The organism is Arthrobacter sp. BPSS-3, assembly GCF_044628475.1.
Taxonomy (GTDB): Bacteria; Actinomycetota; Actinomycetes; order Actinomycetales; family Micrococcaceae; genus Arthrobacter.
Genome location: NZ_JBIMMV010000002.1, coordinates 352,960 through 376,009, shown reverse-complemented (window position 1 = coordinate 376,009; position 23,050 = coordinate 352,960). Strand labels below are relative to the sequence as shown.

General features: G+C 69.2%; 28 protein-coding genes. 14 read left to right on the top strand and 14 right to left on the bottom strand.

Annotated elements, in window-relative coordinates:
• Position 1: 1 nt before the first annotated feature.
• Both ACFVY3_RS04770 and arsB read right to left on the bottom strand, forming a co-directional pair.
• Complete coding sequence (locus ACFVY3_RS04770; protein ID WP_290257674.1) at positions 2-418, bottom strand: arsenate reductase ArsC; 417 nt, start codon at positions 416-418, stop codon at positions 2-4.
• A 23-nt stretch (positions 419-441) separates the two neighbouring features.
• Entirely contained in the window at positions 442-1,539 is a 1,098-nt protein-coding gene (arsB, locus tag ACFVY3_RS04765) for an ACR3 family arsenite efflux transporter (protein ID WP_400158923.1), read from the bottom strand.
• A gap of 105 nt (positions 1,540-1,644) precedes the next feature.
• On the opposite strand from arsB, the gene ACFVY3_RS04760 reads away from it, so the two are divergent.
• From ACFVY3_RS04760 to ACFVY3_RS04750, 3 genes are all read left to right on the top strand, one after another.
• A complete protein-coding gene (locus ACFVY3_RS04760) occupies positions 1,645-1,995 on the top strand; it encodes a metalloregulator ArsR/SmtB family transcription factor (RefSeq protein ID WP_364135325.1) in 351 nt (116 codons plus the stop codon).
• Between the two features lie 302 nt (positions 1,996-2,297).
• A complete protein-coding gene (locus ACFVY3_RS04755) occupies positions 2,298-3,497 on the top strand; it encodes an MFS transporter (protein ID WP_400158922.1) in 1,200 nt (399 codons plus the stop codon).
• Positions 3,498-3,547: 50 nt separating this feature from the next.
• Positions 3,548-4,582 carry a Gfo/Idh/MocA family protein gene (locus ACFVY3_RS04750; RefSeq protein ID WP_400158921.1) on the top strand — a complete coding sequence of 345 codons (1,035 nt, stop codon included), beginning with the start codon at positions 3,548-3,550 and terminating at the stop codon, positions 4,580-4,582.
• A 65-nt stretch (positions 4,583-4,647) separates the two neighbouring features.
• Here the strand turns inward: ACFVY3_RS04750 and ACFVY3_RS04745 are convergent, their stop codons facing one another.
• The 6 genes from ACFVY3_RS04745 to ACFVY3_RS04720 form a co-directional block, all read right to left on the bottom strand.
• Positions 4,648-5,556, bottom strand: a complete 909-nt coding sequence (locus ACFVY3_RS04745; protein ID WP_400158920.1) for an anti-sigma factor — start codon at positions 5,554-5,556, stop codon at positions 4,648-4,650.
• Complete coding sequence (locus tag ACFVY3_RS04740; protein WP_400158919.1) at positions 5,543-6,112, bottom strand: RNA polymerase sigma factor; 570 nt, start codon at positions 6,110-6,112, stop codon at positions 5,543-5,545. Before ACFVY3_RS04740 ends, ACFVY3_RS04745 begins: the two co-directional genes overlap by 14 nt.
• Positions 6,113-6,240: 128 nt before the next feature.
• The gene (locus tag ACFVY3_RS04735) at positions 6,241-6,942 is read right to left on the bottom strand and encodes a DUF4397 domain-containing protein (RefSeq protein ID WP_400158918.1); all 702 of its coding nucleotides are present in this window, start codon (positions 6,940-6,942) and stop codon (positions 6,241-6,243) included.
• A 186-nt stretch (positions 6,943-7,128) separates the two neighbouring features.
• Positions 7,129-7,350: a hypothetical protein gene (locus tag ACFVY3_RS04730; protein WP_290257666.1), complete on the bottom strand. Its 222-nt coding sequence runs from the start codon at positions 7,348-7,350 to the stop codon at positions 7,129-7,131.
• A gap of 51 nt (positions 7,351-7,401) precedes the next feature.
• Positions 7,402-7,809 carry a large conductance mechanosensitive channel protein MscL gene (mscL, locus tag ACFVY3_RS04725; protein WP_400158917.1) on the bottom strand — a complete coding sequence of 136 codons (408 nt, stop codon included), beginning with the start codon at positions 7,807-7,809 and terminating at the stop codon, positions 7,402-7,404.
• Between the two features lie 81 nt (positions 7,810-7,890).
• Complete coding sequence (locus ACFVY3_RS04720) at positions 7,891-8,310, bottom strand: hypothetical protein (protein ID WP_400158916.1); 420 nt, start codon at positions 8,308-8,310, stop codon at positions 7,891-7,893.
• 272 nt (positions 8,311-8,582) lie between these two features.
• On the opposite strand from ACFVY3_RS04720, the gene ACFVY3_RS04715 reads away from it, so the two are divergent.
• A complete protein-coding gene (locus tag ACFVY3_RS04715) occupies positions 8,583-8,981 on the top strand; it encodes a universal stress protein (RefSeq protein ID WP_400158915.1) in 399 nt (132 codons plus the stop codon).
• 9 nt (positions 8,982-8,990) lie between these two features.
• Complete coding sequence (locus ACFVY3_RS04710; protein ID WP_400158914.1) at positions 8,991-9,407, top strand: VOC family protein; 417 nt, start codon at positions 8,991-8,993, stop codon at positions 9,405-9,407.
• Between the two features lie 33 nt (positions 9,408-9,440).
• Here the strand turns inward: ACFVY3_RS04710 and ACFVY3_RS04705 are convergent, their stop codons facing one another.
• Positions 9,441-10,295, bottom strand: a complete 855-nt coding sequence (locus tag ACFVY3_RS04705; RefSeq protein ID WP_400158913.1) for a 3-hydroxyacyl-CoA dehydrogenase — start codon at positions 10,293-10,295, stop codon at positions 9,441-9,443.
• A 23-nt stretch (positions 10,296-10,318) separates the two neighbouring features.
• Positions 10,319-10,948: a TetR/AcrR family transcriptional regulator gene (locus ACFVY3_RS04700; protein ID WP_400158912.1), complete on the bottom strand. Its 630-nt coding sequence runs from the start codon at positions 10,946-10,948 to the stop codon at positions 10,319-10,321.
• Between the two features lie 69 nt (positions 10,949-11,017).
• Here ACFVY3_RS04700 and ACFVY3_RS04695 point away from each other — a divergent pair, with 69 nt between their 5' ends.
• The gene (locus ACFVY3_RS04695; protein WP_400158911.1) at positions 11,018-13,456 is read left to right on the top strand and encodes an alpha/beta fold hydrolase; all 2,439 of its coding nucleotides are present in this window, start codon (positions 11,018-11,020) and stop codon (positions 13,454-13,456) included.
• Here ACFVY3_RS04695 and ACFVY3_RS04690 read toward each other — a convergent pair.
• A complete protein-coding gene (locus ACFVY3_RS04690) occupies positions 13,453-14,250 on the bottom strand; it encodes a dioxygenase (RefSeq protein WP_400158910.1) in 798 nt (265 codons plus the stop codon). The two genes, ACFVY3_RS04695 and ACFVY3_RS04690, sit on opposite strands and share 4 nt — an antisense overlap.
• Positions 14,251-14,338: 88 nt before the next feature.
• Here ACFVY3_RS04690 and ACFVY3_RS04685 point away from each other — a divergent pair, with 88 nt between their 5' ends.
• Positions 14,339-15,394, top strand: a complete 1,056-nt coding sequence (locus ACFVY3_RS04685) for a DNA polymerase IV (RefSeq protein WP_400159060.1) — start codon at positions 14,339-14,341, stop codon at positions 15,392-15,394.
• Between the two features lie 130 nt (positions 15,395-15,524).
• Positions 15,525-16,283, top strand: a complete 759-nt coding sequence (locus ACFVY3_RS04680) for a polysaccharide deacetylase family protein (RefSeq protein ID WP_290257657.1) — start codon at positions 15,525-15,527, stop codon at positions 16,281-16,283.
• On the opposite strand, the gene ACFVY3_RS04675 is transcribed toward ACFVY3_RS04680, so the two are convergent.
• Together ACFVY3_RS04675 and ACFVY3_RS04670 are read right to left on the bottom strand one after the other, a co-directional pair.
• Positions 16,280-16,828, bottom strand: coding sequence for an AAA family ATPase (locus ACFVY3_RS04675; RefSeq protein WP_400158909.1), 549 nt, complete (start codon positions 16,826-16,828; stop codon positions 16,280-16,282). The two genes, ACFVY3_RS04680 and ACFVY3_RS04675, sit on opposite strands and share 4 nt — an antisense overlap.
• A 3-nt stretch (positions 16,829-16,831) precedes the next feature.
• A complete protein-coding gene (locus tag ACFVY3_RS04670; RefSeq protein WP_400158908.1) occupies positions 16,832-17,380 on the bottom strand; it encodes an AAA family ATPase in 549 nt (182 codons plus the stop codon).
• A gap of 81 nt (positions 17,381-17,461) precedes the next feature.
• On the opposite strand from ACFVY3_RS04670, the gene ACFVY3_RS04665 reads away from it, so the two are divergent.
• The gene (locus ACFVY3_RS04665; protein WP_400158907.1) at positions 17,462-18,166 is read left to right on the top strand and encodes a class I SAM-dependent methyltransferase; all 705 of its coding nucleotides are present in this window, start codon (positions 17,462-17,464) and stop codon (positions 18,164-18,166) included.
• Between the two features lie 207 nt (positions 18,167-18,373).
• Positions 18,374-19,036 (top strand): ScbR family autoregulator-binding transcription factor, encoded by a 663-nt coding sequence (locus ACFVY3_RS04660; protein WP_400158906.1) that lies wholly within the window; start codon positions 18,374-18,376, stop codon positions 19,034-19,036.
• A 203-nt stretch (positions 19,037-19,239) separates the two neighbouring features.
• Here the strand turns inward: ACFVY3_RS04660 and ACFVY3_RS04655 are convergent, their stop codons facing one another.
• Entirely contained in the window at positions 19,240-19,458 is a 219-nt protein-coding gene (locus ACFVY3_RS04655) for a three-helix bundle dimerization domain-containing protein (protein WP_364135274.1), read from the bottom strand.
• Between the two features lie 139 nt (positions 19,459-19,597).
• Between ACFVY3_RS04655 and ACFVY3_RS04650 the strand changes: the two genes are divergently transcribed.
• The 4 genes from ACFVY3_RS04650 to ACFVY3_RS04635 all read left to right on the top strand — a co-directional run bounded on the left by ACFVY3_RS04650 (position 19,598) and on the right by ACFVY3_RS04635 (position 23,049).
• On the top strand, positions 19,598-20,218 hold the full coding sequence (locus ACFVY3_RS04650) for a GNAT family N-acetyltransferase (protein WP_400158905.1): 621 nt from the start codon (positions 19,598-19,600) through the stop codon (positions 20,216-20,218).
• 108 nt (positions 20,219-20,326) lie between these two features.
• On the top strand, positions 20,327-20,716 hold the full coding sequence (locus ACFVY3_RS04645) for an STAS/SEC14 domain-containing protein (RefSeq protein ID WP_377970247.1): 390 nt from the start codon (positions 20,327-20,329) through the stop codon (positions 20,714-20,716).
• Positions 20,713-22,251 (top strand): putative bifunctional diguanylate cyclase/phosphodiesterase, encoded by a 1,539-nt coding sequence (locus tag ACFVY3_RS04640; RefSeq protein WP_400158904.1) that lies wholly within the window; start codon positions 20,713-20,715, stop codon positions 22,249-22,251. Before ACFVY3_RS04645 ends, ACFVY3_RS04640 begins: the two co-directional genes overlap by 4 nt.
• Before the next feature lie 9 nt (positions 22,252-22,260).
• Positions 22,261-23,049 carry a class I SAM-dependent methyltransferase gene (locus ACFVY3_RS04635; protein WP_400158903.1) on the top strand — a complete coding sequence of 263 codons (789 nt, stop codon included), beginning with the start codon at positions 22,261-22,263 and terminating at the stop codon, positions 23,047-23,049.
• Position 23,050: the final 1 nt, after the last annotated feature.

Genomic DNA, 23,050 nt, shown 5'->3' with positions numbered 1-23,050 from the left:
GTCAGTCCTCCTTCAGGGATGCGATGAGTTCCTCGATACGGGCCTTGATCTCGTCGCGGATAGGCCGGACCGACTCCACGCCCTTGCCGGCCGGGTCGGCGAGTTCCCAGTCCTCGTAGCGCTTGCCGGGGAAGATCGGGCAGGTGTCGCCGCAGCCCATGGTGATGACGACGTCGGATTCCTTGACGGCCTCGGTGGTGAGGACCTTGGGGATCTCGGCCGACATGTCGATGCCGAGTTCGGCCATGGCCTCGACGGCGGAGGGGTTGACCTTGTCCGCGGGCGCTGATCCGGCGGAACGGACCTCGATCTCGCCCTTGCCCAGGGTGGTGAGGAAGGCGGCGGCCATCTGGGAGCGTCCGGCGTTGTGGACGCAGACGAACAGGACGGAGGGCTTCTTGGCCGTTTCGGTGCTCATGCGATTCTCCTGAGTGTGCGGGGTTAGGCGGGAAGGGTGCGGGGGGTGAAGTAACGCCGGCGGGCCCAGAGGGCGGCGTAGACAAGTGCCACCAGGACGGGAACTTCGATCAGCGGCCCGACGACGCCGGCGAGCGCTTGCCCGGAGGTGACGCCGAAGGTCCCGATTGCCACGGCGATGGCGAGTTCGAAGTTGTTGCCGGCGGCCGTGAACGCGAGCGTGGTGGTCTTGGCGTATCCCAGACCGAGGCCCTTGCCGATGGCCATGCCGGCGCCGAAGACCACCAGGAAGTAGACCAGGAGCGGCAGGGCAATCCGGAGAACGTCCAGCGGCCGGGAGGTAATGGTGCCGCCCTGAAGGGCGAACAGCAGGGTGATGGTGAAGAGCAGGCCGTACAACGCCCAGGGGCCCAGCTTCGGCAGGACCGCCCCCTCGTACCAGTCGCGGCCCTTGGCTTTTTCGCCGATGGTGCGGGTGAGGAATCCGGCCAGCAGCGGGATTCCGAGGAACACCAGCACCGAGCCGGTGATGGCCCAGAAGGAGAAGCCGGCGCTGGTGGTCGGCAGCCCCAGCCAGGACGGCAGGAGCTGGAGGTAGAACCAGCCCAGGGCGCCGAAGGCGATGACCTGGAAAACGGAGTTGATGGCCACAAGCACGGCCGCCGCCTCCCGGTCGCCGCAGGCGAGGTCGTTCCAGATCATCACCATGGCGATGCAGCGGGCCAGACCCACAATGGTCAGCCCGGTGCGGTATTCGGGAAGGTCCGGAATGAAGATCCAGGCCAGGGCGAACATGAACGCCGGCGCCAGGATCCAGTTGAGCGCCAGGGACGTGACCATGAGCTTCCGGTCGCCGATGACGCGGTGCGCCCGGTCGTAGCGGACCTTCGCCAGCACCGGGTACATCATCACCAGCAGGCCGACGGCGATCGGCAGCGAGACTTCGCCGATCTTCACGGCGTCGAGCGCGGCGTTCAGGCCAGGGATGGCGCTTCCCAGCACCAGGCCCAGAACCATCGCGACGATGATCCATACCGGCAGGAACCTGTCCAGGGTGGAAAGCCTGCCGACGACGGCGACCTCACCTTCACGGGTGGGCGACGGGTCAGTCTGGGTGCTCACGGGGCTCCTGGCGGGTAAAGGGATTCGCGATAGAGATCGAAACTTGTCGATATGAAGTATCGGCGGCTATATCGACGAATGTCAATCTATGGGCATAATGAGGGCATGACGTCGCTGGACATTCTTGATCAGGCCTCCGCCGGGAGCTGCTGCACACCCTCCGCCACCCCGGCCCTTGCGCCGGAGGAGGCCCGGCGCAGGGCGTCCGTCTTCAAGGCGCTCGCCGATCCGAACCGGCTGCGGCTGCTCTCGATCGTCAAGGGCTCCGGCGGGGGCGAAGCCTGTGTCTGCGACCTGACAGAACCCCTTGGCCTGAGCCAGCCCACCGTTTCCCACCACCTGAAAATCCTGGTCGACGCAGGCCTCCTGCACCGTGAGAAGCGGGGCACTTGGGCCTACTATTCTCTTGTCCCGGGGGCGATCGCCGGAACCGCCGGGCTCGTCGAATCCCTCTAGGGACCCACGCCGGGAAACCGGGCTCCGTAAGCGCCGGGTAACCTTGTGCATAATACCCCTAGGGGTATTATTGGAGGGCGGGCATCCATTCGGAGCCCCGGCACCACAACTTTTGAGGAGAACACCATGTGCAGTCCCGTTCGATGCAACACCTGCGGAAAGATCACCTGGGCCGGCTGCGGCGAGCACGTTGACTCCGTGATGGCCAACGTTCCCGCTGAACAGCGCTGCACCTGCAAGTGATCCCCCGGCCGGCACGGGAGCACCCTCCGCGGCAGGCGTCGCAGCGAAAGGTGCTCTCCGTGCTGGTGGGCGGCCAGGTCCTCGGGGGCATCGGCATGGGCGCCACCCTGTCCCTGGGATCGCTGCTCGCGGCCCAGCTGTCCGGGTCCCCGGCCTGGGCCGGCACCGCGGCGACTATGAGCACCCTCGGTGCCGCCGTGGCCGCCATCCCGCTCTCGCGCCTGGCCCTGGCGCGCGGCCGCCGGGTGTCCCTCTCCACCGGCGCCCTGATCGCCTGCCTGGGCGCCGCCACGGCTATCAGCTCCGCGGCGCTCGGCATCTTCCCGTTGCTGTTGCTGGGCCTGATGCTGCTGGGCTCGGGCTCGGCCGTCAACCTTCAGGCCCGGTTCGCGGCCACCGACCTCGCCACCACGGGCGCCCGCGCCCGCGACCTGTCCGTCGTCGTCTGGTCCACCACCGTCGGCGCAGTCCTCGGCCCCAACCTCTTCGGCCCCGGCGAGGCCGTGGGTGCCGCCCTCGGCTTGCCGCCCATGACCGGAGCCTTCGCCTTCTCCGTCGCCGGCCAGCTGGCCGCCGCGGCGGTCTACCTCACCGGGCTCCGGCCCGACCCGCTGCTGCAGTCCCTCCGCGCCGGCGCCCGCACCGACGCTCCGGAGCCGCCGCAGACCGGCCGGCAGATTCTCCGGCAGAACAACCGGGCGCGGTACGCCGTCGCCGTCGTCGCCCTCAGCCATGCCACCATGGTGGCGCTGATGTCCATGACGCCCATCCACCTGCGCGAGCACGGCGCGAGCCTGACCATTGTGGGCTTCACCATCAGCCTGCACATCGCCGGCATGTATGCGCTCTCCCCCGTCTTTGGCTGGTTCGCGGACCGCGTCGGCCGCCTGCCCGTGGTCCTGGCGGGACAGGCGACGCTGCTGGCCTCGCTGCTGATCGCCGGCCTCTACTCCGACTCGCAGGCCGGCGTCACGGTCAGCCTGATCCTGCTGGGCCTGGGCTGGTCCGCCTCCGTGGTGGCCGGCTCCGCGATGGTGGCCGAGTCCGTGGCAGGCCAGGACCGGCCCGCCCTGCAGGGGATCTCGGACCTGAGCATGAACGCCGCCGGCGCCCTGGGCGGTGCGCTGGCCGGGCCCGTGCTGACCGCGGCGGGCTACTCCGGCCTGGGCTTCCTGGCGATGGTGCTGGTAGCGATCGTGCTGGCCTGGACCGGACTGAGGGCCCGCGCGGACCGCACCGCTACCCCGGCGGTGCGGTAGCGTCGTTCCCAGGTCAGCCGCACCCCGCGGCCGCACGCAAGGGAGCTCCGATGCCAGACGCCACCACCCCTCCGCAGCCCTCCGGCCCCGCCGGCAGCGCCCGGCCCGTCCGCTGGGGCATCCTCGGGACCGGCCTCATCGCCGGCCTGCAGACCTCGGACCTGGTCGACCACGGCTTCAGCGTCCAGGCGGTCGGCTCCCGCGCCGCGGACACGGCCCGCGAGTTCGCGGACCGCTTCGGCGTGGCCACGGCGCACTCGAGCTACGAGGCGCTGGCCGCCGACCCCGAGGTCGACGTCGTCTATGTTTCCTCGCCGCACCCGTTCCACTATGAGCACGCGATGATGGCCCTCGATGCCGGCAAGCACGTCCTGGTGGAGAAGCCGTTCGCCATGAACGCCCGGCAGGCCCGGCACGTCACCGAGGCGGCGGCGTCCAAGGGGCTCGTGGTGCTGGAGGCGATGTGGACCCGCTACCTGCCGCACATGGTCCGGATCCGGGAGCTGATCGGCTCCGGCGCGCTCGGAGAGGTCCGGACCCTGCTGGCGGACCACACCCAGAACCTGCCCAAGGACCCGGCCCACCGGCTCAACGACCCCGCCCTCGGCGGCGGCGCCCTGCTGGACCTGGGGATCTACCCGGTGTCCTTTGCCTTCGACGTGCTGGGGGTGCCGGAGCGGATCCAGGCCTCGGCCAGCATGACAGCCACCGCGGTGGACCGGCAGACCGCCATGATCTTTGACTACGCCCGGGGTCAGCAGGCCGTCCTGCACTGCGCCCTGGACACCGCGGGCCCCAACCGCGCCGCGGTCCTGGGCACCGGCGGCCGGATCGAGATCGACCCGGTCTGGTACACCCCCACGGGCTTTAGCCGCTACGACGACGCCGGCGCCCTGGTGGAGCGTTTCGAGGAACCGGTCACGGGGCGCGGCATGCAGTACCAGGCGTGGGAGATGGAGCGCCTGATCGCCGCAGGAGCCACCGGAAACGACATCCTCCCGCCGGAGGAAACCGTGGGCATCATGGCGGCCCTGGACACGGTGCGGGAGCGGATCGGCCTCCGCTACGCCGCCGACGGCGAGTAGGACCGGCCGACCCCCGGACAGGCACCGCCTCGGGGCCGGCTGCCGGAACCACCGGAAGCCGGCGGTCAGCCCCGGAGGGACAGCTTCCCCCGGGCCAGGCTGTCCGCGGAGTGGGCCGGATCGCCGTCGTAGGGTTCGTCGGAGACGTCCAGCACCGGATACGCCGTCAGGTCCAACCCGCCGGGCACCACGAAGGCCTGGCTCCCCTGCCCGAGGACGCCCAGGCTGACCATCCTGGTCAGGTCCGCGGAGCCCAGCCACACCTCGCGGTAGCCCGCGAGCTGCCGCTCCGGGAGGGTGACCACAACCTGCCGCGTACCGTCGGGCAGTTGCTCCACCAAGGCACTGCCGAGCGCGGAGTGTCCGCCCAGCGGCGTCAGGACGGCCTCACCGATCACGGCCGCGGTGGGGCCGGCGCCCGGGGCCGGAGCGGTGGTGGGAGCGGGACCGGCGGCCGGCGGGGTGGACTGGCCGAGGACGCTCGAGGCCGTCCAGGCGCCGGCGGCGCCGAGCAGGATTCCGGCCGCCGCGCCGAGGAGCCAGGGGGCCCGGCGGGGCAGCCGGCCCGCTGTACCAGTCCGGGGCGGATCCCCCGGGGCCGGCGCCTCGGGCCGCCGCCGGCTGGCTGACTTTCGCATCGGCGCCGGAGATGCCGGAGCCGGTGCGGCCAACGGGTCGACCGCCAACGGAGCGGCCGCCGGGGGAGCGGCCGCCGGGGGGTCGGCGGCGAGCGGATCGGCGGCGAGTGCCGGCGCCAGGCCCAGCGTCCCGTGGATCGCGGCCCAGTTGTGCCCGCCCGGCGCGACCAGCTCCGCCCCGGCGGGGTCCACCCTTGCCGCTACGACAGCCCGCCGGAACCCGTCCAGGAGGTCCCGGCATACCCCGCAGCCGTCCAGGTGGAGGGTTTCCTCCGCGGTGACGTCCCGCTCGCCGAGAGCCAGCAGGGCCAGGAGGTCCTCGTCACAATGCGCCATGTTCCACCTCCAGCCGGGAACGAAGCCGCGCCAGGCTGCGGCGTATGTGGCTCTTGACCGTGCCGAGCGGGAGATTCAGCCGGGACGAGATCTGGTCGTGGGTCAGGTCCTCGTAGAAGGCCAGCCGCATGATCCGGGCTTGCGGGTCTCCCAGGCGGTCCAGCTCATCCTCTAGAGTGAGCCGGTCCGCTAGCGCCTCGGGAGTGGGCCTACCGGCGACTTCGTCCGGCACCGACGCCAGCTGCCGGGCAGACTGTTCGAGGTCGCGGCGGTGGGCCCGGGCCGAGAGCGCGTCGGAGATCTTGTTCCGCGTGATCCCGATCAGCCACGCCGGTAACCGGGCGGCCTCGGGGCGGTAGCTGGTCCTGGACTTCCACGCGCGGATGAAAACCTCCTGGGTGACGTCATCGGCGGCCCCGTGTTCGCACAGTGCCCGGAGCGCGAGCGTGTGGATCAGGGGTGCCAGCAGGCGGTAGGCCTCGGCGAGGGCCCACTCCTCCCCCTGCGCGAAGGCATGGTCGATGCCGGCGTCCCATTCGCGAACGGCAGTCTCCACCGTGTGCCCCTTCGAGCGACAGTGAGACCGTGGAACGTCATTATTCCGACTCGGCGGAGGCGCGGCAACGGTCTTAAGGTCCGGGCGGGCCGCTGCATGCGGCCCGCCCGGCGCCTGTCTGGCCGGTCCTAGTCGTCGTGGTTCTGGGACTTGACCACCTGGACCGCCAGGGCCAGGTTGTTGTCCGCGAGGCTGCCCCAGGCGTAGACGATGGTGTTCTCTCCGGCGGTGACTGTCACGGGGGCCGGTCCGATCAGCGCCTCGGTGCTGCCGGCGGCGGCCACGGACGCTTCAACTGTTCCGGCGTCGAGCGTGAGCTTCTTCTGGTCGGGGTTCTCCAGGCCCTCGATCACGGCGGTTCCCCCGGCGAGGACGTCGACGGCGGGTGCGGCGGCCACGTGTCGGACCGTCAGTTTGCCCTTGCCCTCCGGCGCGGGCTTCGTGTCGTTCCGGAACAGCGTGGCGGTGGGTTCGCCGTCGGCGTTCAGGTGTGCCACGGCGGTGTAGTCGCGGCCGGCCTTGAGGTCGACCTTGACCGGACCGATGACGGGGTTGTCGGCGCTGGTGGCGTCCGCTCCCGTGATGGCGATCTTGTGGTCGCCGGCCCTGACGTCCAGCGGACCGGCCAGCGTGCCGGGGGTGAAATTGTCCAGGGTGAGCTTGCCGTCCACCCAGACGTCCACGGTCAGGCCCGGGACGCCGTGGAGGACCGAGAGTTTCGCCGTGCCGGGGTCCGGGCAGTAGCCGCCCGCCTGGGCGGGGGCGGCGAACGCGAGGCTGCCGAGCAGTGCCATGGCACCGACGGCTGCGGAGAGTGATTTCTTGTACATGTGGAGCTCCTCATTGAGGCCCGTGCGGGCGGGTGATGCGCTGACACCCTTACTACCGGCCGAGGGAGCCGCCCGGATGCACCCGCACCAAACTTTTTCCGCACGTGGGCCCCGAACGCAGAGCGGCCCGGCGGATGAGACCGCCGGGCCACGCTGTGAGGATTCGAGGTAGCTCTCGGAGGAGGCTCAGCCAACCTTGCCGGAGAGCGCCACCAGGACGCCCGCCGTGGCGAAGTATTTGTTGCTCCCCAGGTCCTTGAGGGTCTTGATACCCATGCCGGCCAGCAGTTCGTCGTGCTTCTCCGTCAGGCCGGCGAGGGCCGACGGGGGTGCCGCCAAAACCTCATCCAGCGTGGCATTCTCATATGCCTTATCGAGGGCCTTGCCCAATTCGATGGAAACTGCCATGGTCATTTCCTTTCATCGGTGGGGTGGAAAAATTGAGGGGAACTGCGGCGTTCAGGGCCTGCGGTCGGCCTGCAACGCGTCGCGGATTTCGGTGAGCAGGGCGATTTGCGGATCTTCGGCCGCCTCGTCCTTGACGTCGGGGTGAATGCCGAGTCGCCGGTTGCGGCGTTCGATCATCTTGTTCATGGGGACGACGATGATGAAGTAGATTGCGGCCGCCACCAGGACGAAATTCACGATGGCGGTGAGCAGGACGCCGAATTTGATGTCGTTGCCGTTGAGGGTGACGACGGCGAAACTATCGAAATTCGGCGAACCAACGAGCGCCGCGATAAACGGCATCAGGACGCTCTGGACGAGGGCAGTGACCACGGCGCCAAAAGCTGCGCCAATCACGACGGCGACGGCAAGGTCCACGACGTTGCCTTTGAGAATGAAATTCTTGAATCCGGTCAACATGTTTACCAAGCTACTCTCCGGAAATACACCAGCAGATACCTTGGGGTAAATTTCCGGAATTATTTTTGACGGGAACGAAAATCACTGCTTGGCGGCACGGACCCGCTTCCGGTCGAGAATCAGCGACGCCGCGATCCCCAGCATCCAGATGTCCTTGGCCAGGCCGGTGCCCTGCTGGGTGGGGCGGATCCCGTCCGCCTCGGTCATCCCCGGGGTCTTCAGGTACATGGTAACGAGGGAACCGGAGAAGGCGGCCAGGCCCAGGCCCACCAGCCGGCTCGGGATGAACGGGGCCAGCAGCGCCGCGCCGAGGGACATCTCGGCGTAGCTCAGCATCTTCCCGAAGGTCACCGGGTCCATGCTGGCGACGGGGGGAAGCGCCCGCGCGGCCATGGCCTGGACTCCGGCGGCGCTCTCGGCGTCGAGGTTCCGTTTACCCCAGCCCGAGTTGAGGATGAAGGCTCCGGTGGTCAGGCGCAGTGGAAGATGGCTCAGTCTCATGGCGGTCCCCTTGGCTGTGTGGTTGTGGGTGGTGCCGGATACGCAAGAGCCTAGTGACCCCCGGCCCGCCTCCGCCAGACCCCGGTGCGGTTCGCGGGGCCGGGTGCCCCTCCCCTCACGCGCCGTGTTCTGTCAGCATGGGAGCGGCATCGGAGCCCGCGGCACAGGAACCGCGCATTCGGCGGTCTATCCAACGGGCCCATCCAGCAGACCTTTCCAACGAGGAGCGGAGGAACCATGGCAGGAGACGGGAAGTTCAGGATCGTGGTGGGGTGGACGGCTCCCCGCAGTCGCAGGCGGCGCTGGACTGGGCCGTCGAGGAGGCCGGCCTGCGTTCGGGAGAGGTGCTGGCGATCGCCGCCTGGCACTATCCCTACGTCAGCGACGCGCTCGGCCAGGCCTGGGATTACGAGGTCTTCCAGCGCGACGCCGAGACCATCCTGGAATCGGAACTGGCCCGGGCCGGGAACCGGGACGTGGCGTTGACCGGCCGGGCGGTGCAGGGCAACCCGGCGTCGGCCCTCATCGAAGCCTCCCGGGACGCCGACCTCGTGGCCGTCGGATCCCGCGGGCACGGCGGATTCACGGGAATGCTGCTGGGCTCCGTGTCCTCGCAGACGGTCCACCACGCCCACTGCCCGGTACTGGTGATCCGCGAACCCGGCGCCTAGGGTGATCCCATGCCCAGCCGTATCGCAGGAATAGCGCTCGACGCCGCCAACCCCGGACTCCTGGCCGCCTTCTGGTGCGCCGTCCTGGACTGGGAGGTGGTGCCCGAGGACGGTGACGGCGACGAATTGGTAAGCATCGCCGCGCGGGACCGCTCCGGGCCGTGCATGGACATCATCGCCGTCCCGGAGGCCAAGGCGGGCAAGAACCGGCTGCACCTGGACCTGCGCGCCGACGGCAACTCCACCGCCGCGGAACTGCAGCGCCTTCTCGATCTCGGCGCCACCCGTGCCGACGTCGGCCAGGGCCCGGACGTCAGCTGGGTGGTCCTTGCCGACCCGGAGGGCAACGAATTCTGCCTGCTCTCCCGCACGGTGCACGACGTCACGCGGGACGACGAGCAGGCCCGGCAGCAGATGCAGGCCTAGCCGCGTCCGCAACCGGGCACCGCCGGCTACAGCTCAGTACCGGTAGAAGCCCTCGCCCGATGCCACGCCCAGCTTGCCGTGATCGATGTAGTTCTCCTTCAGGTAGCGCGCGAAGGCCTGCGACCCGGCGTCGGGCGCGTTCGAGGAGATGTTGTACGCCGTCGTGAGGCCGACCACGTCGAAGATCTGGAAGGGCCCGCTGGGGGCGCCGGTGGCGATCCGCCACGTCTTGTCGATGGTCTGTGGATCCGCGACGCCCTGCAGCAGCAGGCCCGCGGCGGCGTTCAGCAGCGGCACCAGCAGCGAGTTCAGCACGTACCCGGCCTTCTCCTTCCGGATTTCCACCGGCTCCAGGCCGCTCTCCCGCGCGAAGGCGACGACGGCGTCGAACGACTCGGGGCTGGTCTCCGCGGTGCCCATCACCTCGGCGATGTTCTGCGCCCAGATGTTGTTGGCGTAGTGCAGTGCCAGGAAGCGGTCCGGCCGGCCGGTGGATTCCTTGAGGTCGCTGGGCAGCAGGGTGGAGGAGTTGGTGGCGAAGATGGTCCGCTCCGGGGCCAGGGCCGCGAGGGAGCGGTACACCTCCCGTTTGAGCTCCAGCACCTCGGGCACCGCCTCGATCACCAGGTCTGCGTCGGCCACAGCGTCGCCCAGGTCCGAGGTGAGCCGCAGCCGGGTGAGTGCCTCTTCAGCCTTGCCGTCGGCGGCGCCGGGCACCTGGCTGCGGTAGATCGCGGCGAGCCGGTCGAAGCGAACCCGTGCCGCGCTGAGGGCGTCGTCGTCGACGTCGTAGGCGGTGACGGCGAACCCGTGGAAGGCGGCCTGGTAGGCGATCTGCGAGCCGAGCACGCCGGTGCCTAGGACCGTCAGGTTGTGGATCGGGGCCATGCGGGTACTTCCTTTCCGTCCGGCTACGCGCCGGGGTTGGTGGTGCCGTAGATACTGCGGATCCAGATGGTGGACAGGACATCCAGGGCGCGGGACTCCTCCAGCGCCGGGGTTTCCCGGTTGAGTACGGCGGTGATGACCCGCTCGTTCATCAGGTTGAGGCTGACGGCCAGGTCGTGGGGATCGGCTCCGCCCGGCGCCGCGCCGCGGTCCTGTTCGGCCGCGATGACGTCGCTGGAGAAGTCCACCCAGGACTGCATGGACCGGGACCAGAGCGCGCGGACCTCCTCGTTCCGGGCGCGGGCGGCGATGGCGGCGGTGGCAACGCCGCGGTGGTCGGTGAACACGTCGACGAAGACGCCGATCGAGCGGGTCCAGGCGGCCACCGCGTCCCGGCCGAAGTCCCGCGACAGGGCCCCCACCCGGTGCTCCACTTCGGTGATGACCCGGTCCAGGAGCGCCAGCAGCACCGCGTCCTTGGAGGGGAAGTAGAAGTAGAAGGTGGGCCGGGAGATGCCGGCACCGCGGGCCAGGTCCTCGATCGAGACGTCGTCGAAGGACCGCTCGGCGAGCAGCGCCTCGGCGGTGATGAGGATTGCGTCCTGGCGTTCGTCGCCCGAAATCCGGGCGCTTCGCCTGCCTCGTTCAGCCATGCGCCCATCGTAGCGCCTCGTCTCAACAGACTGTTGACTCTTTCGACACCGAGTCGATAACTTGGCCGTATGAGCGAACACGTGGATGTGTTGATTGTCGGAGCGGGCCTGAGCGGCATCGGATTTGCCAGCCGGTTGAAGCGCGAGCTGCCGGGGAAGAGTTTTGCGGTGCTGGAGTCCCGCGGGGCGGTCGGCGGGACCTGGGACCTCTTCCGGTACCCGGGCATCCGCTCGGACAGCGACATGTACACCCTCGGGTATTCGTTCCGGCCCTGGGAGGGCGCCAAGGCGATCGCGGACGGCGATTCCATCCGCGACTACATCCGGTCCACGGTGGCCGACGAGGGGCTTGAGCCCGCCATCCGGCTCAACACCCGGGCAGTCTCGGCCGACTGGTCCAGCAAAACCGCGCAGTGGACCGTCACCGTGGTCCGGACCGGCGACGGCGAATACCGGCCCGACGAGGCTCAGGACGGTGGGCGGCAGACACTGACGTGCTCGTTCCTCTCGGTCTGCTCCGGCTACTACCGCTACGACGAGGGCTTCAGCCCGGCCATCGAGGGTGCGGAAGACTTCGCCGGCACCATCGTGCACCCGCAGCACTGGCCCGCGGACCTGGACTACACCGGCAAGCAGGTGGTGGTGGTGGGCAGCGGTGCCACGGCCGTGACCCTGGTGCCCTCGATGGCCAAGACGGCCGCCCGGGTCACCATGCTGCAGCGCTCCCCCACCTACATTGCCCCGGTCCCCGCCCGCGACCACCTGGCCGACCGGCTGCGCGGCAAGCTGCCCGCCCAGCTGGCCTACGACGTCGTGCGCGTGAAGAACATCCTGTTCTCGATGTTCACTTACCAGCTGAGCCGGCGGCGCCCGGAGACCATGAAGGCCATCCTGCGGAAGTCGGCGGTGGCAAAGTTGCCGTCCGGCTTCGCGGTGGACACCCACCTGGCGCCCACCTACCAGCCGTGGGACCAGCGGGTCTGCGCCATACCGAACGGCGACCTGTACCGCGCTATCAGCGCCGGCACCGCGGACATCGTCACGGACCGGATCGCGCGGATCACCCCCGAAGGCATCGAACTGGCCTCGGGCGGCTTCCTGCCGGCCGATCTGATCGTCACGGCCACCGGGCTGAACCTGCTGGTGATCGGCGGCATGTCGCTCACCGTCGACGGGGAGCCGGTGGACGTGGGCCGGACGCTGACCTACAAGGGCATGATGCTCGACGGCGTCCCCAACTTTGCGCTGACCATCGGCTACACCAACGCCTCCTGGACCCTGAAGGCGGACCTGGTGGCCGGCTACGTGGTCCGGCTCCTGAAGCACATGGACCGGCGGGACCGGCAGTGGGTGGCTCCGGCCGCACCGGCCGAAGTTTCCCAGGGTGAGCTGACGTCGCTGATCGACCTGAAGGCCGGATACATCTTCCGCGGTTCGGACCTGTTGCCGCGCCAGGGGGCCGGCTCGCCGTGGCGGCTGCACCAGAATTATTTCCGCGACTTCGCCCTGCTGCGCGCCGGCCGGCTGACCGACCGGGTCCGCTTCGGGCGCCGCGGCCAGCGCGTCCGCGCAGGGGCGCCGGCGGCCCCGGCCCCGAAGGACCCGCTGGAACTGCCGGGCACCGGCTACATCCAGGTAGGCGGCACGCGGCTGCGCTACCGGAAGACCGGCAGCGGCAGCCCGGTGCTGCTGCTCCACGGGATCGGACAGAGCCTGGAGGACTGGAACGAACAGCACGAACTGCTGGCCGGACGGCACACCGTGTACAGCGTCGACCTGCCGGGCTTCGCCTACTCGGAGCGGCTGCCCGGCACCGCGACGCTGGCCCGGCTCGCCGGCATCCTGCCCGGCTTCCTTGACGCCGCTGGCGTGCGGGAGCCACTGCCGGTGATGGGCAACTCCCTTGGGGGCGCCGTCGCCATGAAGCTGGCGGCGGACCAGCCGGAGCGAGTCTCTGCCTTGGTGCTGGCCAACAGTGCCGGCTTCGGCAAGGAGGTCACCCTGGTGCTGCGGCTGCTGGCGGTGCGGCCCGTGGCCGCGCTGCTGATGCGCCCGGCGGAAGCGGCCTCGCTGCGGACGGTGCAGTCGCTGTTTTACGACAAGTCGCTGGTGACGCGGGACCGGGTGGCGCACGCCCTGGCCCTGTCCCGGCGCGCCTCGCACCGGAAGACTCTGCTGGATGTCGCCCGCGACCTCGGGACCATCGCCGGCGTCCGCGCGGAGTGGCGGAGCGTGCTGCTCGCCGCCCTGGCGCACCGGAACGTTCCGGCGCTGGTGGTCTGGGGCGACCACGACCACATCCTGCCCTTCAACCACCTCGAGGCGGCGCTCGCGGCCCTCCCGGGGGCGGAGTCGCACGTCTTCGCCAACACCGGCCACATGCCCCAGATCGAGCGCCCGGACGAGTTCGCCGCCGTGGTTGAGGACTTCCTCGACCGGCGCACCAGCCCCGCAACCCAGTCCCCCGCCACGCAGGCAGGGGCCGAACTGCAGCCGGACCCGGCCTAGGTCAGGGTCCAGGACCGCTTCGACAGTCCGAACCAGAAGCCGTCGATCGCCGTCTTCGCGTTGAGGTCACCGGATTCGTAGGCGGCACCGAGCGCCACGTACAGCGGTGCCCAGTGCTCGCTGCGCGGGTGCGCCTCCCGGGCCGCCGGGGCCTTGTGCAGGAAGTCCAGGATGGAGTCGACGTCGCCGCGGGCCATGGCTTCCTCGGCCCAGTGGTCGAACTCGCGCGAGACCGAGGGCGGCCTGCTGTCGGGGCCGCCCGCGGGGTTGAACCAGCGCAGGTTGTGGGTGGTGAACCCGGATCCGACAATCAGGGTGCCACGGTCGCGCAGCGGGGCCAGGGACCGGCCCAGAGTGAACAGGCCTTCCGGGTCCAGGGTGGGCATGGACATCTGCACTACCGGGACGTCAGCCTCGGGGAACATCTCCTTCAGCGGCACATACGCGCCGTGGTCCAGGCCGCGGCTCTCGTCCCGCTCCACGTGGTGGCCGTGGTCCGCCACCAGCCTAGCCACCTCGGCGGCCAGCTCCGGGGCCTGCGGCGCATCGTAGGTGACCTCGTAGTACTTCTGGGCGAAGCCGCCGAAGTCGTAGACCAGGCCCGGGTTGCGGGTGGTGGCGCTGAGCGTGACCGGAGCGTTCTCCCAATGAGCGGAAATCATCAGCACATCCTTGGGCTTCGCGAAGGTGCCGGACCAGTCGCTGAGTTCCCGGGTCCAGGTGGCGTCATCCGCGAGCGGCGGAGCGCCGTGGCTGAGGAAGAGGACGGGTGCGCGGTCAGCTGTGGATGTCATGCCTCGAGTTTATGAGGTTTTAGTTGAAGTTTCAAGTGTTGTTTGAAATGCTTTGCGGCAGACTGGTCGCGTGACCGGAAACCCCTGGGTGCTGCACGTCGACCTGGACCAGTTCATCGCCGCCGTCGAGGTCCTGCGGCGGCCCGAGCTTGCCGGCAGGCCGGTGATCGTCGGCGGCCGCGGCGATCCCGCCGAGCGTGCGGTGGTCTCCACGGCGTCCTACGAGGCCCGGGCCTACGGCGTCGGCTCCGGGATGCCGCTGCGGGTCGCCGCCCGCAAGGTGCCCGACGCCGTCATCCTCCCCGTCGACCGGGACGCCTACCTGGCCGCCTCGGAGACGGTGATGGCGGTGCTGCGGGACCAGCCCGGCGCCACCGTGCAGGTACTCGGCTGGGACGAGGCATTCGTCGGCATTACGACGGCGGACCCGGAAGCCTACGCCCGGGCCATCCAGGCCGCGGTGCTGGAAGAGACCCGGCTGCACTGCAGCGTGGGCATCGGCGACACGCTGGTCCGGGCCAAGGTGGCCACCGGCTTCGGCAAACCGGCGGGCATCTTCCGGCTCACCGCGGAGAACTGGCTGGAGGTCATGGGCACCAGGCCCACCCGGGAGCTGTGGGGCATCGGCGCCAAGGTCTCCGCCCGGCTGGCCGCGCTGGGCATCACCACCGTGTCCGAACTGGCCGCGGCGGACCCGGCCGCCCTGGTCCCGGAGTTCGGGCCAAAGATGGGCCCCTGGTACGCGGAACTTGGCCGCGGCGACGGTTCCGCCACCGTGGACAGCACCCCCTGGGTTGCGCGCGGGCACAGCCGCGAGACCACCTTCCAACAGGACCTCACCAGCCCCGGCCAGGTCGAATCCGCCCTCCGGGAGCTGGTGGCCCAGGTCCTGGGCGACGTCGCCGCCGAGGGCCGGCCCGTCGTCGGACTTGCCCTCAAGGTCCGCTACGCGCCGTTCACCACCAAAACCCTGGCCCGCAAAATTCCGCAGACCTCGGACGGCGCGGACATCCTGGCCCGCACCCTGGCCATCGCCGCGGAAATCGACCCCGGGCGGCCCATCCGGCTGCTCGGGCTGCGGGCCGAGATGACCATGCCCGACGATGCGCGGCAGGGGCACACACCTACCCGCGGAGGCTGGTGAGGACGAACGGCGCAGTACCTGTTTCTTCCCCGGCGCTGCTTGGAAATTACGTGTTTACAGCCCACGGAGGCGGCCGTAGGGTGCTCGGTTAACAAGGGTTTAGACAACCTTGGGAAGGGATCGATGCACCATGCAAACCACCCGAAACACCACAAGAAAGAGCATTCTCATCAAGGCGCTGGTCACCGCGGGTCTGGTGGTGGCGGCACTCCTGGGCGGCCCCGCGGCGGTCGCCCGGGCGGAGGACAAACCCCTGATCGGCCTGACCTTCGACGACGGGCCCTCACCGCAGCGAACGGCCTTCGTCCTCGACGTCCTGAAACAGAAAGGCGTGAAGGCGACCTTCTTCCTGCAGGGCGTGAACGCCCAGCAGTACCCGGACCTGGTCCGACGGATCAAGGCCGAGGGGCACGTGATCGGCAATCACTCCTGGAACCACCCCAATTTCCCGGAGCTGAGCAACGCCCAGCAGAAGGACCAGATCGACAGCACCAACGCCGCCATCTCGGCCGTTACCGGATCCACCCCGAAACTGCTGCGCTTCCCGTTCGGCAACAGCACCACCTATGCGGCCGGCTACCTCAAGACGCTCGGCATGAGCGGCGGGGTCCTCTGGCACTGGGACGTCGGTAATCCCGGCGACTTCGAGTGCCCCGGCGCCACGGGCGTACAGAACTACGTCATGGCAGAGGCCGCCCCCGGAGCGATCATCCTGCTCCACGACGCCGAAGACGTCCTGAACTGCCCGGCGTCGCAGTGGACCTACCTGTCGTCCACCATCGACGCCCTGCGCGCCGAGGGCTACGACTTCGGGGTGGTGGCGCCGTCGTCGTCCGCCAACCCGGTCAACCAGGGTTCGCCCGCCGTCGTCGTGGCACCCGCGGGTTAGCCCGCACCGACCGGTCCGGGCCGCTCCACGGCGGCCCGGATCCGGTCTTCAAGGCCGGCCAGATCCACGGCGGTTTCCGTATCCACCCGGAGGGTCGTCCCCAGCTCCAGCGGGGCGCCGTGCTCCGACCACTCCGCCCAAGTCGCGTCGACCGTCGCCGGGTCCATGGTGTGGATGGCGTGGCGCACCCGCCGTTCATAGCGCGCCCGGGCGGTCTCCGCGCCGACGTCGCACCAAATCTCCATAATGGCGGGGGCGCCGGACAGGGCGGCCCCTCGTTGCGCGTGCTCCAGGTCGCGGGGCCGGTACCACCAGGATTCGACGACGGCGGCGCCCGGCACCGCCGCCGCCAGTTGCCACATGGTGTCGGACGCGATCTGCCCCAGCCGGCCGCCGGAAACGCAGCCGCCGGTGGTGTCCGCGAGCGTCTCCTTGAGTACGTCCTTGGCGATGACGGGGAGTTGCAGCATGCCGCCGAGCTGGCGGCTGAGGGTGGTCTTACCGGACCCCGGCAGCCCGTTGACCAGAATCAGGGAGGCGGCCATGGGTCAGGACCCACCCTTTACGTCGGCGTGCCGGCGGAGCACCCGCTCTGCGATCCGGCGGGCTGCCAGTTCCGGTGAAATCCGGGTTGTGTCGATAACCTCTGCCTCAGCGTGCAGCCAAGCCTCGGCGGCGTCAGCATACGGTTCAACATAAGCCATGCGGAACGACGACGGGCCAAGGACCTTATCCTTCTGGATTCGGTCCCGGAGCGTCTGTTCGTCCGCATGCAGGACGAAGTGCTGAACCGGGATGCCATAGCCGTCCAGTCCGGCGCTGATTTCCCGCCAGTAGCTCTCTACGAGCACCGTCATCGGAATGACCAGCGTGCCGCCGGTGTACTCGAGGAGCCGGCGGGCGGTCTCCACCACCAGCGGCCGCCAGGGATCCCAATGCTGAAAGTTCCCTAGGTCGGGCAGGGCGGGCGCGATGTCCATGAGAACCTCGCCCACTTTCTCCGCGTCGAAGACCCGGGAATTCGGCAAGAGCTCCTGCACCAGAGCACTCGTCGTCGACTTGCCCGCCCCGTGGGTTCCGTTGATCCACACAATCATGGCTGCACTCTAACCCGGGCCCTTTGCTAGGATCGGCCGGACCGTCCGAAGCAGCAGTGACATCCACGAAGGCGAGGATCCATGAAGGCAGCACTCTACGACGGCTTTGCCGCGAGGTACGCCGCGGAGAACGAGTCCAGTCTCCTCAACGCGCACTACGAGCGGCCCGCCATGCTGGACCTGGCCGGCGACGTCCGGGGCAAGCGGATCCTGGATGCCGGCTGCGGGGCCGGCCCGCTGGCGGAGGCGCTGCTGGCCAGGGGCGCTTCGGTGACTGGGATCGATGTCAGCCCGGCCATGATCGACCTCGCGCGGCGGCGTCTGGGACCGGACGCGGACCTCCACGTCGCTGACCTCGCCGAAGTACTGCCGTTCCCGGACAACACCTTCAACGACGTCGTCTGCTCGCTGGCACTCCACTACCTTGAGGACTGGTCGGCACCCCTGGCCGAGCTTCGCCGCGTCCTGGTCCCGGGCGGCCGGCTGATGCTGTCGGTGAACCATCCGACGGTCAGTGTCGTCAACTATCCCGGCGAGGACTACTTCGCCATCCGGGAGTACTCCGAGGATTACGAGTTCGACGGCGAGCCCGCAGTACTCACCTTCTGGCACCGGCCGCTGCACGCCATGTTCGACGCGTTCTCCGTGGCCAGCTACCGAGTGGTCCGGGTCGCCGAACCTGCCCCCTCGCCGACCACACCCACGGAGCTCCTCCCACCCCGCATCGCCGCCGGCGAACGCTCCGCGTTCCTGTCGTTCATCTTCTTCGTCCTCGAAGCAGTCTGACGCGCCGCCCCAGCAGAAAACCGATCCCCCGCTGGGCGTCCCCTAAACGAAGAATGGGCTCCCGGCGCATGGCGGCTGGTGGTGCGCCGTGCGCCCTCGTTCGCCCCGCCTTGTTACGATCGAGGGGTCCGCGGAAACCGCGGGGACCGGCGGCGCGCCCTGCGGCGTCCGGCGCGCAGTGCACGTCCACCAGTCTGAGGTTGATAGATGGTCCTTCAGGATCGCGCAAAAGCTACCCGAGCGGCGGTCATCGCCGGTGCCGCAGCGGTTTTCGAGGAACAGGGCTACGGCAGCACCAGCCTGACCCAGGTGGCGGAGCGGGCCCAGGTGACCAAGGGCGCCATGTACTTCCACTATCCCTCCAAGGAAGCCCTCGCCCGGGCGGTCATTGCCGAACAGCACCGCTTGGCGGAGGCAGAGGGCCAGCGGGTCCTGGCCAAAGGCCTGCCACCCCTCGAGTCGATGATTCTCATCTGCGCCACCTTTGGGCGCCAGTTGCTTGAGGAACCCGTGGTCCGCGCCGGGACGCGCCTTACGTTCGAGGCCACCTCATTCGGGCCACCGGTCCGGGAGCCCTACGTGGACTGGATCGCCACCATTGAAGAGCTGGCCGCCCAGGCCCGGGCCGCGCATCAGCTGCGGGCCTCCGTCGACGCGGAAGCTTTCGCTCATTACCTGGTGGCCTCTTTCACCGGCGTGCAGATGGTCTCCTGCGTCTTGACCGAACGCCAGGATGTCATGCAGCGCATCGAGCGGATGTGGGACATCATGCTGCCCGGAATCCTGCACGAAGACCTGCTGGAACAGGCCAAGAAGCTGTCCGCGCTCATTCCCCAGGCTGTCCTGGAACCCGCCCCGGCAACGGATTAGACAAAAACCGGACGCCCGTCTTGTTTATGGGACTGACGTGCCCTAAGGTTGTGACATATCCATTAGGAACCGCACTTTTGCGGTAGCTGTGTCGGCGCACAAGATTTTGGGGGGCGCCGACACGGCTTTTTCCGTTTCCCCACGTCCGGACTCACTAAGCGGCGGCTTTCGGGCGCCGACAGCGGAACCAAGGATCGGGGCGGCTACTCCCCGTCGTCCGGCCGGCCCGCCTCGCGGTGCAGCCGGGAACGGGCGCTGTTTTCCACCAGGGTAGGGACGTAGATCCTGATCCGGCCCGTGTCCAGGGAGTGGTATTCCTCCCCCACGATGCTCTCGATGCGGTGCCGGGGAGCCTCGGGAAAGCGTGCCGCGAGGCGCTCGGTAACCTGGCTGATGGTCGATTCCTGCTCAGCGTCGCTCATGCTGTCATTGTGAGCCAGCGGATATTCGCCGTCAATCAATCCACTGCCGTTCCGGGCGGCTTCACCCGGCATTCACCTTCCTGCCGCACAGTTTCCTCCAACCCCGCATCCCCGGGGCCGTTGTTGAGGAAAGGTCACCATGGTGCGTCTTCCCCGGCTGCCCGTTCTGGTGACTCACAGCGGCCGGTTTACCCTCTCGCCCTTCGCCCCCGCCGACGTCGACCCCCTGGCCCGCCTGCTGACGCACGACGCGGTGTGGTCGCAGGGCTACGGCGACGGCGGCCCCCGGCCTGCCACCTACGGCCAACTCATCGAATTCATCCACCGGCGCTACGACGGACTGGCGGTCTTCGCCATCCACCACCACAGGATGCCCGGATCGCCGCTGTTCGCCGGCACCACCGGCATCACCGGCGTCTCGGACGGCAGGGTCAGGGTGGGCCGCACCGTGATCGACCCGGCGCTGTGGGGCACGGGCGCCAACCACGAGGCGAAGGTCGCCGTCTTCGATTGGCTGTTCGCGGCCGGAGCCGACGGGATCGAGTGCGATGTGGACCCTCGCAACGTCCGCTCGCTGAAGTCGCTGACCACCCTGGGGTTCGCCGTCGAGGGCTTCCGCAGGATCCCGTCGCCCGCCACGGACTCCGGCTGGCGGGACATGGCCGTCCTCGTCCTCCCCGCGGAAGCCTGGCCCGAAGCCCGGGCGCGGGCGGTGCGGACGATTGCTGCCGCACGGCGGGCCTTGGGCGCTCCCGCCTAGCGCTGCCGGAGGCGAATATTTGCGTGTTTTGCCGGGCGGCGGCCCGCCCCGGGGTACCTTTAGGGAGTTGCCGAACATTTCGGCATCGCTGTTGGAAGGTAAGGGGACATGGCACCGGTTATTGTCGACGGCGGCAAGGGCAGCGTTGAGCTCGACGACGGCGGTTACGTGCACCTGCGCTGGCTGCCCAAGGTGGACATCCAGGTCGAGGACGCCCGTGCCGCGATGGCCACCGTGAACGACGTCTGCCAGGACCAGCCCCATCCCATGCTCGTGGACATGGCCTCGGTCGCGTCGGTGAGCCGGGAGGCTCGGGCCATCTGGTCCATCCCCTGCAGCGCCTCGCGCATCGCGCTGCTGGGCCGGTCGCCCGTGGACCGTGTCCTGGCGAACTTCTTCCTCGGCGTGCACATCCCGCCGTGTCCCACCCGGTTCTTTACCTCCCGTGACGACGCCCTGGCGTGGCTCACTACCGGACAAGCTGGTCCCACGGCGTGAGCCCTGACGGGGAGACCGCCGATCCACGGCTGCAGGAACTCGTCGAAGGAATTGTCCGCCTGGCCGCCGGCGACCTCGAGGCACGGCTCGTTGCCTCCGAGAACGGTGACGAGATCGATGCGGTGATCACCGGCATCAACCTGCTGGCGGAGGAACTCGGCCACATCCACGCAGAACTTGAGGAGCGCGTGGCCGCCCGGACGGCCATGCTGCGCCGGACCCAGGTGGAACTGGAACTTATGGCCAAGACGGATGCCCTGACCGGCCTGGCCAACCGGCACCTGCTCAGCGAACGGATCCGCGACGCCATCGCGGCCACCTCCGACGCCGCCAGGGTCCCCGCCGTGCTGGTGCTGGACCTCGACTCCTTCAAAGCCATCAATGACACCCTCGGCCACAGTGCCGGCGACGCGGTGCTGGTGGAGGTCTCCCGACGCCTGCTCTCGGTGGTCCGGGCCGAGGACACCGTAGCGCGCCTCGGCGGCGACGAGTTCGCCGTCCTCATCGACGGCGCCACGGAGGAAGAGACCCTCGCCATCGCCCAGCGCGCCCGCGACGCGCTGCAGGAAAGCGTGAAGATCGGCTCCGAGACCGTCTGGACCACGGCCAGCATCGGCGTCTGCATCCAACGCGCCGGCTACTCGCCCGAGGACCTTATCCGCGACGCGGACATCGCCATGTACCAGGCCAAGTCCGAGGGCCGGAATAAGGTCCGCCGTTTCCATCCGGACATGCTCGACGCCGTCCTGGAACGGTCGCGGATCACCTCCGAGCTGCGCAGCGCCGCCGCCGGCGGGGAACTCGCCCTGCTGTACCAGCCGGTGGTGGAGCTCGCCACGGGGAGGATCGCCGGCGTCGAGGCCCTGGTCCGGTGGCACCACCCCGTCCACGGCACCATCATGCCGGACCTGTTCATTGGCATCGCCGAGGAGACCGGGCTGATCCTGGAACTGGGCCGATGGGTGCTCCAGGAAGGCATCGCCCAGCTGGGCCGCTGGAAGGCCGAGGCCCCGGATCTGGCCAACTTCGGACTCCATATGAACCTCTCCGCCGCGGAACTCCTGCGCAACGACCTGGTCGACGACGTCCGGGAAACCTTGGCACGCCACGGCGTGGAGCCCCGCCGCCTGGTCCTCGAGATCACCGAGACCGTCCTCATGTCCCGCGGCGCCGGTGAGGAGCAAATCCTGCACCGGCTGCGGGACCTCGGCGTCGGGCTTCAGATCGATGATTTCGGAACCGGGTACTCCTCGATCAGCTACCTGCGCTCCCTCCCGGCGGACACCGTTAAGGTGGACCAGTCCCTGATCCGCAACCTCGAATCGGACCCCCGGCAGCACAAGTTCGTCGCCGCCGTGCTGCAGCTGATCTCGGCCGCCGAGCTGAACGCCATCGTCGAAGGCATCGAAACCGAGGGCCAGGCGTCCCGGCTGCAGGCCATGGGCTGCCAGTACGGCCAGGGCTACCTGTACGGGCGCCCGGTCGACGCCGCGCAGGTGCTCGAACGGCTCCGCGCCGCGGTCCAGCCCCGGTAGAGTAAGCGGATGTCCAAGCTCTGGCAGCAGCTGCTCCTTGTCCCGACGGTGGTGCGCCTGACCTCCAAGGCCCCGCGGGACCCGCACACGGCGTGGGACCGGTATTGGACCGGCGTCCGCGCGACCGGCAGCGACGGCGATGTCCTCTGGGATTCGGATTCCGCTGCGGAACACGCCCAGTACGCCCGTGTCCTGCTGGACGCCTTCGATCCGGCCCTGCCCGTCATCGACGTCGGCTGCGGCAACGGCACGCACACCCGCTGGCTGGCCGGGCTCTTCCCGCAGGTCCTCGGCATCGACGTCTCCCCCGGGGCCGTCGCCCGCGCGGCCCACGAGGCCCGAAACATCCCCAACGCCGACTTCCTGGCCGTCGACGCCACCGGCGAAGGCGCCGGAGCGCAGCTCCTGGACCGGCTCGGTCCGGCGAACGTGTTTGTCCGGGGCGTCTTCCACGTGTTGGATCCCGCGCACCAGGCCGCACTGGCCGCGAACCTTCGCACGCTGGTGGCCGGCCAGGGCCAGGTGTTCCTCGCCGAAACTAACTTCCCCGGATCGAGCCTGGACTACCTCACCGCGCTCGGCGCCAGCCACCACCACGTCCCCCGGCAATTGGAGCGGGCCCTGCAGCACCTCCCCCGGCCGGGACGGTTCGGCGGGAAGGAACGGCAGCGGGCCTTCCCGGCCTCTGAGTGGGAGCTGCGTTCCGAGGGGCCGATCAACATCGAAGTCGTTCCGATGAAGCCGGAGGGGCTCCCCCAGCAGGTTCCCGGCTACTTCGCCCTGCTCAAGGGAGTGTAGG